Here is a 12146-nt window from a genome sequence, read left to right on the forward strand (position 1 = left end):
CGCAAAGAACAAGTATTTTATCGACTAATACTGACATTTTCTTAACAAACGCTATATCATCCGCATCCTAATTTTTTGGCTCTTTCACCGAGAACTACGGTGAGCAAAGTTGATTCGTAAAGAGATCCTATGAACGTAAATAAAATTCTTTTAGCGGCGGGTTTAAGCACCTTATCTTTAAATACTTTAGCGGCGGCTTTTCAATTATCTGAGCACAGTGCATCAGGCCTCGGTCGCGCTTTTGCTGGCGACGCAGCCATTGCTGAAAACGCTTCTGTTGTGGCACGTAACCCAGCTTTAATGTCTCAGTTCAGTGAAAGTCAGTTATCTGTAGTGGGCACTTATATCGTGCCAGACGTGAGCCTAACTGGCGAAAGCGCGCCAGCATACTCTAACGCAGCTGCATTGAACGATGACAGCATTGCCCCCGAAGCATTTGTACCAGCGACGTATTATGTCATGCCACTTGATGACAAGTTTGCATTAGGCTTTGGCTTGTTCTCAAACTTTGGGTTGGCAACTGACTTCGCCGAAGATTACGCCGCAGGCCAGTTGGCGGGCATGACCGAAATCATTACCGTTAACTTTAATACAAGCGTGTCATACAAGATAAACGAACAGTTGACTGTTGCGGGTGGGCTTAACGTTGTGTACGCAGATGCCACTATTACTCGTCATTTAGGCGATTTAAGTAACGCGCTTGCTACCCAAGGTTTAGCGATTCCGTCAAGCACGACGGGACTTGATTTAGAAGGCGATGACTATGGTTTTGGTTATAATCTGGGCGTAGCCTACGATTTTGATGAAAACTCGCGTTTTGGTTTTCATTATCGCAGCAAAGTCGATATTACCTTCGATGGGACTTATAGCAACGAACTGCCTTTGATCCCTGGCGTGTTCGATAATGGTCAATCTGGTGCTGTTCAGCCTGGTACCGTTGATTTAGAACTTCCTGCAATTGCTGAGTTTTCAGCTAGTCATCAATTAGGTGATAAATGGGGCGTGCACTACAGTGTATTGTGGACAAACTGGAGCAGCTTCGAGCGTTTAGAGGCGTATGTGCCGAGTCAAGATGAACCCGTTTTTGAAAAGGAAGAGAACTTTTCAAATAGCTTCCGTTACGCTATTGGTGCTGATTATCAGTTGAACGAAAAAGTGAAGTTGCGCGCTGGTATTGCTTACGACGAAACCCCAACTGACTCTCAGTTGTTGTCGATCTCTATTCCTGACACCAATCGTCTATGGATAAGTGCGGGCGCTAACTATTTACTTGATGACAGCTCATCTATCGATTTGGGGGTGAGTATCATTCGCGGGCAAGACCGTACCTTCACTGAAGAAGATGACGCGGGTGGTGAATGGGAATTCAATAGTGAAGGGCATGCGTTTATCGTGTCCGCCCAGTATAACTATGCATTTTAATGTGCTGTCTTAGTATTCACTAATGTTGGCAAAAGCCGGTTTGGAATTTATTCCCAGCCGGCTTTTTTGTTAGGCGAGTATGACCAGCACTGCACCAACCAGAATTGATCCAAGGCCCCACTTGTCAGAGCGCTGTAATCGCTCCTTAAACCATTTTGCAGATATCAGTAAGGTAAAGAATATCTCTATTTGGCCTAGGGTTTTAACCAAGGCTACTGTTTCTAAGCTCATTGCGGTAAACCAGCCAATTGAGCCGACAAAGCTACAAAAACTGATGATAAAAACCAGTTTGGGCTTTAGGCATAAGGCGCGCAGGGTTTGAGGGCTGCGAACGAGTAGCCAAAGCAACAATATAAGAGTTTGTACCAGCAAGACCCAAAATAAAACGTATGCTGCACTTTGTAAAAATGGTAGCTGGGTCATTAGGCTTGCTTCTCGCACCCATAAGGTAGTGAAAGCAAAACACAGACCACTGGCTAAGCCGATAAGCAGTGTAGGCCAAGAGATATTTCTCATGCCTTTGGGCACGCTCATTAACCATACGGCAATACTGCCTATTATTACCCCACACCAAGCCATTGCTGACAAGGGGGCAGCAAAAAGCAGCGCACCTAAAACGGCAGCAATGACGGCCTCGCTCTTGGCTAACCCCACACCCATAGCATAATTTCGTAAGCGAAAAAGTTTGACCATTAACGCGGTAGCAAAAATTTGCGATATTGCAGCTAGCACTATGGCGAGATAGAACTTGGCATTCATCTGTGGGACGGCGCTACCTTCATAAGAGAAAAGCACAAATGCGTAGAGGGCAGCCATGGGGACGGCAAGGATAAAGCGAGCAAGGGTGACACCTAACGTGTCTACGTCAGTACTGAGGCGCTTTTGAAATGCATTTCGCCATGACTGCATGAACGCAGCCATCACGGTAAACGGGATCCACAAACTCATTTTATCGCCTTAAAGTTCTGCACGGGCAATGCCGAGTTCACGGTAATCAACTCATCTCAATTAAGGATGAATTGAAGCACAGGGCGCTAGCAGAAAGAGTTGGCGCCGCATGAGCAGGTTAATATGTTTACACTGAAAACGGGTATTTTATTGCTGGATGGTGAGCATAATCCTCAATACTAAAGTCATCCATGGTGACCCAAGTTTCTAAATCCTTTAATGATTTAATGTCTGGGTTGATGATCAATTTAGGCGTACCTAGAGGTTCACGCGTTAACTGCACGTCGCGCATCAACTCTAATTGGTCCTCGTAGATATGGGCATTGACTATTTTGTGGTACGCCATACCGGCTTTTTTACCTGTGATCTGCGCCACAATAGCCAATAGGAAGTAAACCTGAACCATATTGAAATTTAGCCCTAGAGGCACATCACAACTGCGCTGTGTGCTGTTTAAATACAAGGTATCATCAAGCAATGAAAAGTGATGACTGTACATACAAGGGCGAAGGCAGCCCATGTGAAATGCTCCGGGATGATAAAAAGTGAATATTTCGCCTCTGTCATCAATGCCATTTTTTAAGTCATGAATAATTTTAGCAAGTAGGTCGATACTTCCGCCATCAGGTTTCGGGAAATTACGCCCAATTTTGCCGTAAATTAATCCACAATCGTCTTCACCTTTGCGGTGAGGGTTGTCTAACCAAGCTTGGTTTTGGTTCGCATTTGCATCCCAAGTTGACGTTCCTATTTTGCGGAAGTCGGCGGCATTGTCGTAGCCACGAATATAGCCAATCATTTCCGCAATAGCTGATTTATAAAAACTCTTGCGGGTAGTTACTAAAGGAAATTCACCGTTACCCACGTTATAGGTGAGATCCGCATTGATGACGGTAAGGCATTTTTTACCGGTTCTTTCGTTATTCACCCATGTACCATCGTCAACAATACGTTGACACAGATCGAGATATTGCTTCATTTTACTTAACAGCTACTCTATTAGAAATGCTAAGGGGATATTATCAGAAATGTGAGGGATTTTTTAACGAAAAATAATAACTCTCTATCTGTTTTCTGGTGTCTCTATTGGACTGATGTAGCCTTGTGGATTGTGTTTATTCACTCTAAAATTAATATCTTAGTGTCGTGCTACAAGGCGCAATCGTTAATGATTCATGCGCTTTTTTCGATTTCCGCTTTAACAATGGAATAAATACCTTTATGACAATGTCAGTCCTTATTTGTGATGACTCCGGTTTTGCTCGCCGTCAAATGGCTCGTGCGATACCAGATGGCTGGGATGTGGACATTCACTTTGCCGAAAATGGTAAAGAAGCACTCAGTGCCATCAAGCAAGGAAAAGCTGATGTCATGTTTCTCGATTTGAATATGCCAGTCATGGATGGTTACCAAACCATGCAAATCGTAAAAGAGCAGGACCTACCAACATTAGTGATAGTAGTCTCGGGAGATGTTCAGCCTGAAGCCCATAAAAAAATGCTCGGTTTAGGGGCCATAGCTTTTATTGCTAAACCTATCGATAATCAAAAGCTGGGTGAAATATTACGCCAGTATGGTGTGTATTCTGGAGATATGACCTCTAAAGGGCGTACCGAAAAAGTGGCTATCGTCGAGCCGCATAGTCAAGGGGCGGAGCTTGACGCCTACCGTGAGATGGCAAACGTGGCGATGGGAAGAGCCGGCGAGCAAGTCGCAAAGTTACTAGGTGAGTTTATCCAGTTACCCATTCCTAACGTCAATTTAATCACTAACAACGAACTGCACATGGCAATGACTGATGTGAAAGCGAGTGATAGATTATCTGCGGTTTCTCATGGTTTCATTGGCGCGGGGATTAACGGTGAGGCATTGGTTATTTTTAATGATGTTAACATCGTCAATATGGGCAAGTTGTTGAACTATAAACAGAATCGGACTGAAGAAGAATCTGAGTTAGAAGTGCTGATGGATATTTCAAATATTCTTGTGGGCGCCTGTATCAATGCATTATCAGAACAACTACATGTTACGTTTAGTCACAATCACCCGATTATATTAGGTCGCCATTGTGATATTGATCAAGTGCTTGAGAGTAATCATGAACGTTGGGATAAAATTCTAGCAATTGAAATCGCCTATGCTATTAAGTCCCATGATATTCAGTTTGATTTGTTATTGCTGTTTCCCGGTAATGCAATGGAATTAGTTTACGCAAAACTTGTTACGGTTACCCAATAGGAGTTGCAACAGTGCAGGATATGAAAGAGTTAGCCGAAATGCATTGGAAGCACGATTTACTTGGTTCCATTGAAGTAGGCATTGTGGTCGTTGACCGCGAATATCTGGTACAGGTGTGGAACTTGTTTATGGAGAACCACAGCAATATTGCACCGAGTACGATCCGAGGTACATCTCTATTTGCTCATTTTCCAGAAATCGACGAAACTTGGCTTAGGGTCAAGGTTGAACCTGTTTTCTCCATGAAAAGTCCGGTTTTTGTTATCTGGGAGCAGCGACCTTTTCTTTTTCGGTTTGGCGCTAATCGACCCATTACTTCGCCCTCTAAGTTCATGTACCAAAACATCACCATATTTCCTTTGGCTTCCTTATCGGGTCAAGTAGAGCAAGTTTGCATAGTGGTGTATGACGTAACAGATCAGGCTGTGAGCAAGCAGGCGATTGAAGAACTTAACAATGAGTTGCAGCGATTAAGCCGAATTGATGGGCTAACTGGCATTTACAATCGTCGCTATTGGGAAGAGCAATTTAGTCGAGAGTTTAAACGCAATTTGCGTAAGCCGAGTCAGTCGTCAGTCATCATATTAGACATCGATCATTTTAAAAAAATCAATGATAACTATGGTCACCCTGCGGGCGATGAAGTTATACGCCGACTAGCAAAGTTGCTCAAAGACGTGACGAGAGAAACGGATATTTGTGGTCGTTACGGCGGTGAAGAATTCACAATTTTATTACCCGATACGGCCTCACCAAATGTAATGATACTCGCCCAACGAATTAGAGAGACTGTTGAAAAACTCAAAATTGAGTATGAACAGCAGACTATTTCCTTTACAGTCAGTTTAGGCATAGCGCAATTTTCCCCTGTATTTGAACAACATATGCAATGGTTAGAAAGTGCTGATAAAGCCCTATATCAGGCGAAAATTAGCGGTCGTAATCGGGTGGTTATTGCTTAAAGTAAACGCTTAAGTCACAGTATAATTAAAAGAATATCTAGTTGTTATGAATAATAAAACGTTACGTCAAGCGTTGCTAAATAAGCGCATGCTTATTTGTATTTGCACTGGTTTTTCATCCGGCCTTCCCCTTTATTTATTGATTCAGTTTGTGCCAGCTTGGCTTCGTTCCGCTGACATCGATTTGTCCACTATCGGCTTGATCAATCTCGTTCTGTTTCCTTATACATGGAAATTTATTTGGTCCCCAGTAATGGATCGCTTCGTAGTACCTATGCTCGGCAGACGACGAGGCTGGATGTTCATTACCCAAGTGGGGCTTATTGTGTTGATGGGGCTATTATCTCTCTACGACCCAGCGACAGAGATTAGCCAGATTATTATCATAGTGGCGGCCATCGCGTTTTTCAGCGCCAGCCAAGATATTGTTATTGATGCCTATCGGCGTGAATTACTGCCGGACGATGAGCTAGGAGCCGGCAATGGCTTTTACGCTCAGGCATATCGAATCTCTTCTTTTGTCCCAGGCTCACTGGCAATGATCCTTGCCGGCTTCTACCCTTGGTCGGTAGCGCACTTAAGCATTGCGGCTTTTATGCTAGTGGGTTTGGTTACCACATTAATGATCAACGAGACTTCTAAAGCAGGTGAAGAGCCGCAAACATTGCGCTCAGCTGTGGTCGAGCCTTTTGTTGAGTTTTTTCAGCGTCAAGGTTGGCAGCAAGCTGTGCTTATTTTGCTGTTCATCATGTTCTATAAATTAGGCGACAGTATGGCCACCGCCTTAGAAACGCCTTTCTTTCTGGACATGGGGTTTTCGACAGTGGAAATAGGCTCCATTGCAAAAATAGCTAAAACGATTGGAGCAACCGCTGGAACAATTTTAGGCGGTATCGCCATGATCAAGCTGGGTATTAATAGAAGCTTATGGGTGTTCGGCGTGTTTCAATTGATATCTATTTTGGGTTACGTCATGTTATCCATGGTGGGGTATAACCATCTCGTATTGGCGATTGCTAGCGGCTTTGAATATTTTGGTGTCGGGCTGGGCTCGGTAGCGCTCATCGCGTTTATGGCTAAATCTACTAATCGCCATTTTACTGCTACACAGTTCGCTTTATTTTCAAGTATTGCCGCGGTACCACGTACATTTGTGAGTGCCACCACTGGTTATGTTATTGAAGCGGTGGGGTACACTCAGTTTTTTATTATTTGTTTTGTGTGCGCTATTCCGGGGATGTTAATGCTGCTAAAAATAGCACCTTGGCATGTAGCTAAAAGCGAGGACACGCAACCTTAACGGCACTCTGTTAAGGTCGCGAGCCTAAATATTCATAAGGAAATGGATATTCATCTTCGCTTTCTAAGAAGTTAACGCATAAGTCTAAATCATTGCGTAAATTGGAGTCTTCTCGTAATGTTTTCTCTGGCCAAAAATGCAACTGGTGAAGTACATACCAAAACACGCGCTCTTGTTGCGAACATGGATGGTCTGCTAAATGGCTGACTTGAGACCATTCCTCCATGGTATCCCAAAAATACAAGTCTAATTCTTTGTAAACTATGCGATTGTTCCAGAATGCTCGAACAAAGTATGCGAGCTGCTGAGACTTAACATTTAAGAATTTTTGTACACTTATCACTGCCTAATACCCTCGTATCAATAAGTCGAACTAGACAAAAGTATAGTGTTTTGTAGTGATTTTGTTTGGTCTTTACCCAAAAAATGCAGCACATTTTAGCTATCTTGCTGAAATTCAGAATGTTTTATCTGAGTACTACAGTGTCTTTCGTGACTCACCAACCTAAATAATGCAGCCAACCGTGTATTTCTTTACTCACAAATGCGCTATCTGATGAGGTGTTAAATGTGTTGGTAAGTTGTCGCTGTCGGTAATCGAGTTTTAGATTTCTGGTAGCGTCAATTCCGCGCTGGGTTGCGCTCAATAGACTCCAGTTATTGTCGTGAGGACTATAGATATCGAGTAACGGCATTTCTGTCACTGCAGTGTAATTCGCAATGAGCGCATTCAAGTTGCGCTGGGGCCAAAACGGACTAATTGCCACTAGAGCGTCAGGGTTAGGAATTTGTTTTTCAGCATAAATCTTTATCAACCAAGCGGCGCTAGTGCCTTGGGCGATTATCAATCTAAATCCAGAGTAACTCTGAGCCCTAGCCAAAGTCGCTTGCATTAATTCACGCAGCTCTTGCTCATGCTGCAAGAAGTGTCCATTGCTTATACGGTGTAACTGGTACTGAGGGGATGCTGGTGAGCTGTTAGCTACTTCATTCGGTGCTTGGGTATTCTCTTGTGTGGATTCGGTTTCATCATCTAATGCGTCATCTTGCGATACGTCAGTCGCCGACTCTTGAGATTGAGTATCTGATGCGGCTGTTTCTTCGTCACTTAAATCGGGCTCAAAACCAATTGTCGGAGGTGTTATTTGTATCGTCACCCAACCTAAGTCATTTAGGTATTGAGTGAGGATGGCCAAGTTTTGCTGACTCGAGGGAGGGCGTCCCGTTTCGCCAACCAATATGGCTACGCCATTTAAGTTAGATGTGGTGTTTTGTGACTCAATGATTATCGTAGGTTTGTTATTCGCTTGTAGGATTTTAGCCTTGTCAGGAAACAATTGACGTTGCACGTCTGTCAGGGGGCTAGCGCTTGTCATACTTGGTAAGAACAGCATGCAACATAACGCAATGCTGTTTATGAAAGCGTGAAGGGCAGGCATGTAAATGCCATGCAAAAATACTTTGAATTTGTTAATAAATGAGATGTTCATAGAAACTATATTTCCCTCGCCATAGCCTGTTATCGGGCGCGAAATAAAGGAACTTTAGTAAAGGCTACATTAAAAAGGAACTGGGGCGTGAAAATCCACTGATGCGTTCGTTACAGGATGGGTAAAACCCAAGGTTTGCGCATGTAATTGCAGTCTGTTAGCCATCCTCAACGCGTCAGAATGGGCATACAAGCGATCACCTAAAATAGGGTGCCCTAAGCTCAACATGTGCACTCTTAGTTGGTGGGAGCGTCCTGTTACTGGCGTTAACTCCATTCGCGTCATATCATCATTTCGCTCTAAAACGCGCCAATGAGTTAATGAGGGTTTGCCTCTTTGCTGACAAACCATTTGTTTAGGCCGGTTCGGCCAATCACATATTAGCGGCAAATCGACACTGCCACGTTCGCCATTGACCTGACCAAATACTCTGGCGATATAGGTTTTATGTGTTTGACGCAACTCAAACTGCTTTGATAGTCGACGATGAGTGTCTTTATCAAGCGCCATCACAAGTAAACCGGATGTGGCCATATCTAAACGATGCACAATACGGGCTGTGGGATATACCCGCTGCACCCGCAATTCTAAGCTGTCTTTATGTTCAAGGGCCTTGCCCGGTACAGTCAATAAGCCACTTGGTTTATTGAGTACCAACACATATTCATCCTTAAACACTATCTGTAAATATGGCCGCGTGGGCGGCGCATAATTGACTATGGCCATAAACTCAGTTCTTCCTAGGGGTTGTTTACTATCAGTCTGATGGCTTCAAGATTCACCCGCGCTTCGCTAATAACCAGTTTCAAGTCGTCGATTTGTTGCTGCAAGTGGGCAATTTCTTCATCGCGAATTGACGGGTTCACTTTTTGTAAGCTTTGCATGCGTTTTAGCTCACCGCCAAGCAAGGACTTCATTTGCTTTTGACACTGCTTGCGCACTTTTTCCGCGTCGGCTTCACCTTGATTTTGCGCTATAGCTAAGGCTTTGGTTAATTGAGGTGTTAAGGCTTTAATCAATTGATTACCCATTTTACCGCGTACTTTGTCCAGCTTAGTAAATTGTTTTTCAACCACACTGTTGGTGGTATCAACACAGATTTTAATCGGTGTTGGTGGCAAGAAGCGATCGAGTTGCAATGATTTTTCAGCTTTACCAGATAACACAAACAAGCACTCTAGCCAGTATGCACCAGCCGGTAAGGATTTATCCTCCCCCAATGCTACCGAGCTCTTACCCGTAATCTCTGTAGTGACGGTCTCCATGGCGTGTTGCACCATGGGGTGGTCCCAACTAAAGAAGTTCACGTGTTCCAAACGGGTCGCGGTGGTGCGCTCGTAGGTAATGGTCATGCCTTCTTCATCAAGGCCCGGTAACGTCGCTACCATGGTTTCAGTGGGCCGAAGGATATAACAGCTTTCGTCTTTGTCTTCTTGGGCGAGGCCAAGGGTGTCAAATAAGCGTGTCATGAACAGCTCAAGGGTTGGAGAGTCTTCTGCGGCGAGTATTTCTTTTTGCAGTTTTTCCACTCGGCCTTTGCCTGACGAGTTAAGCTCAAGTAGTTTGTCACGCCCTTGTTCTAATCGCTCTTTGAGTTGTCTGTGCAAACTTGCGGTTTGGTTAATCAAGCTTTCGCTCGCTGCGAAGTCCGTGGGGAACATCAAGCAGCTATGCAGTAGTTCTTGAGTTTCCTCATATACTGTCATGCCTGTAGGGCAGGTGTGCTCGAACGCATTCAGGCCTTGGTGATACCAGTCAAGCAGCACTTGTTGTGCGCTCATATCAAAATAAGGCACATGAATGCACACATCGTGAGTTTGCCCGATACGATCAAGACGACCAATACGCTGCTCCAGTAAATCTGGTACTTGAGGTAAATCAAATAACACCAGGTGGTGAGCAAATTGGAAGTTGCGCCCCTCACTACCGATTTCACTACAAATTAGCACCTGGGCGCCTTCTTCGGTTTGTGCAAAATAGTTTGCGGCTTTGTCGCGCTCTACTATGCCCATACCTTCATGGAACACTGTTGCCCGAGTACCGGCTTTTACTCGCAGTACTTCAGCTAACTGCAATGCAGTGCCAGCGTTGGCACAAATAGTGAGAACTTTCTCACCTTTGAGCTCTTGCAGTTTTTCAATAAACCAGTCCACTCTTGGGTCAATATTGAACCAGCTGTTGACCATATCTGGATTGCGCTCAGGGGTTAAATGCAACGACAAGTTGGTTGGGTCTTCATCTTGGGCGGCAATATACTCTTCTGGTTGCTCTAGGCTGTAGCTATACAATTTACGATCAGGGAAACCACTGACGCCAGCGCGGCTGTTTCTGAAAAGCAAACGGCCTGTGCCGTGTCTGTCGAGTAAATTGTGCAGCAACTGCGTTTTTTGCCTAGCAGACATAGCATTGATGTCACCCAGATCTTCGTCTTTAGCGAATGCTTCAATAGCTGTAATGTTATCCGAGCTTAAGGCATCACCCGACATCAAGGGGGAAATAGCTTGGGCCAAAGTACTGTACTGCTGCTCTTCTTTGACAAAACTTTGGTAATCATGGAAACGCGCAGGGTCTAGCAAGCGCAGCCGTGCAAAGTGGCTCTCGTGGCCAAGTTGGTCAGGGGTCGCGGTTAATAGCAGCACACCTTTGGTTACTTGGGCGAGACCTTGCACTACTTGGTATTCTTGAGACGGCTGGCCTTCACTCCAAATCAGGTGGTGGGCTTCATCAACCACCATTAAATCCCATGGGGCTTGCATGGCTAGCTCGTAGTAGCTGCTGTTGTGGGTTAGAAAGTCCAAACTACAAATAACCAGCTGCTCAGATTCAAACGGGTTACCACTTTCGCCGGCCATGGCGCTGCAGCGCTCTTCATCGAAGATGGAAAACGCGAGGTTCACCCGGCGCAGCATTTCAACCAACCATTGATGCACTAAGCTTGAAGGCACGACAATTAATACTCGTTCAGCACGGGCCGTCAGTAATTGCTGGTGGATAATCAGCGCAGCTTCAATGGTTTTCCCAAGTCCTACCTCATCTGCAAGTAATACTCGAGGTGCAAAACGACGGCCCACTTCTGCTGCTATGTGCAATTGGTGAGGGATTAAATCAACCCTAGCTCCCACAAAACCCAATAATGATGAGGTACTATGGCTGTATTGGTGATTCAAACATTGCTCGCGTAAATCAAACCATTTGGGGTGGTCAAATTGCCCTGCAAACAAGCGTTGTTCTGGCTGGTTTAGCTGAAAATGATGATCGATAAAGGTTTCTTTCAACAACACCTCTTCTTCGGTGTCATGACGAATTCCGGTATAGGTCAACATCTCATTATGTTCACTAACGCTGGTGATCTTCATATCCCAACCTTCGTGGCTGGTAATATTATCGCCCTCACCAAATGTAATGCGGGTCAGTGGTGCACTTTGCTTGGCATACACTCGGCTGTCACCCGTGGCAGGGAATAACAAACTGACGGCGCGATTATCAACGGATACCACAGTCCCTAAGCCGAGTTCTGTTTGGGTATCGCTTAACCAACGTTGACCAAGTGCGAATGAGTGTTTTTGCGCCATAGAGTGTCTCCCAACAGTGTATGCATAACTGACTTTTTGATGCGGGCGGAATAATTTCGGCGCGCATTGTATACCAATAGTGCTTAGGGATGGAGGTCAATCCACCTTGATATAAACATATTGTGCATAAAAGTCGTTAACCCAAGCCCATTCCTAGTAATCTAAGTTCCTGCGCGCGGGTTTTAAGCTAAATGGTGGCATAGAGGCCATGTAA

General features: G+C 44.7%; 10 protein-coding genes. 4 read left to right on the plus strand and 6 right to left on the minus strand.

The features are described from left to right. Positions 1 to 129 precede the first annotated feature (129 nt). Positions 130 to 1422: an outer membrane protein transport protein gene (locus tag GMES_RS20415; protein ID WP_006994719.1), complete on the plus strand. Its 1293-nt coding sequence runs from the start codon at positions 130 to 132 to the stop codon at positions 1420 to 1422. Between the two features lie 69 nt (positions 1423 to 1491). On the opposite strand, the gene GMES_RS20420 is transcribed toward GMES_RS20415, so the two are convergent. Continuing rightward, complete coding sequence (locus tag GMES_RS20420; RefSeq protein WP_006994720.1) at positions 1492 to 2370, minus strand: EamA family transporter; 879 nt, start codon at positions 2368 to 2370, stop codon at positions 1492 to 1494. Positions 2371 to 2497: 127 nt separating this feature from the next. Continuing rightward, positions 2498 to 3349, minus strand: a complete 852-nt coding sequence (locus GMES_RS20425) for a thymidylate synthase (protein WP_006994721.1) — start codon at positions 3347 to 3349, stop codon at positions 2498 to 2500. A gap of 242 nt (positions 3350 to 3591) precedes the next feature. Here GMES_RS20425 and GMES_RS20430 point away from each other — a divergent pair, with 242 nt between their 5' ends. The 3 genes from GMES_RS20430 to GMES_RS20440 are packed head-to-tail and all read left to right on the plus strand — an operon-like array spanning position 3592 to position 6870. Beyond that, positions 3592 to 4608: a response regulator gene (locus GMES_RS20430; protein ID WP_006994722.1), complete on the plus strand. Its 1017-nt coding sequence runs from the start codon at positions 3592 to 3594 to the stop codon at positions 4606 to 4608. Between the two features lie 11 nt (positions 4609 to 4619). Next, positions 4620 to 5570, plus strand: coding sequence for a GGDEF domain-containing protein (locus GMES_RS20435; protein WP_006994723.1), 951 nt, complete (start codon positions 4620 to 4622; stop codon positions 5568 to 5570). A gap of 46 nt (positions 5571 to 5616) precedes the next feature. Continuing rightward, positions 5617 to 6870: an AmpG family muropeptide MFS transporter gene (locus GMES_RS20440; RefSeq protein ID WP_006994724.1), complete on the plus strand. Its 1254-nt coding sequence runs from the start codon at positions 5617 to 5619 to the stop codon at positions 6868 to 6870. A 10-nt stretch (positions 6871 to 6880) separates the two neighbouring features. Here GMES_RS20440 and GMES_RS22735 read toward each other — a convergent pair whose 3' ends face one another. The 4 genes from GMES_RS22735 to rapA all read right to left on the minus strand — a co-directional run bounded on the left by GMES_RS22735 (position 6881) and on the right by rapA (position 11932). Next, positions 6881 to 7213, minus strand: a complete 333-nt coding sequence (locus GMES_RS22735) for a hypothetical protein (protein WP_191917687.1) — start codon at positions 7211 to 7213, stop codon at positions 6881 to 6883. A gap of 154 nt (positions 7214 to 7367) precedes the next feature. Beyond that, positions 7368 to 8360: a DUF3530 family protein gene (locus GMES_RS20450; protein ID WP_006994726.1), complete on the minus strand. Its 993-nt coding sequence runs from the start codon at positions 8358 to 8360 to the stop codon at positions 7368 to 7370. A gap of 69 nt (positions 8361 to 8429) precedes the next feature. Beyond that, a complete protein-coding gene (gene rluA, locus GMES_RS20455) occupies positions 8430 to 9086 on the minus strand; it encodes a bifunctional tRNA pseudouridine(32) synthase/23S rRNA pseudouridine(746) synthase RluA (protein ID WP_006994727.1) in 657 nt (218 codons plus the stop codon). Positions 9087 to 9100: 14 nt separating this feature from the next. Beyond that, positions 9101 to 11932 (minus strand): RNA polymerase-associated protein RapA, encoded by a 2832-nt coding sequence (gene rapA, locus GMES_RS20460; protein WP_006994728.1) that lies wholly within the window; start codon positions 11930 to 11932, stop codon positions 9101 to 9103. Between the last annotated feature and the right edge of the window lie 214 nt (positions 11933 to 12146).

The sequence above is a fragment of the Paraglaciecola mesophila KMM 241 genome, assembly GCF_000315015.1.
In the GTDB taxonomy this organism is placed as follows: domain Bacteria; phylum Pseudomonadota; class Gammaproteobacteria; order Enterobacterales; family Alteromonadaceae; genus Paraglaciecola; species Paraglaciecola mesophila.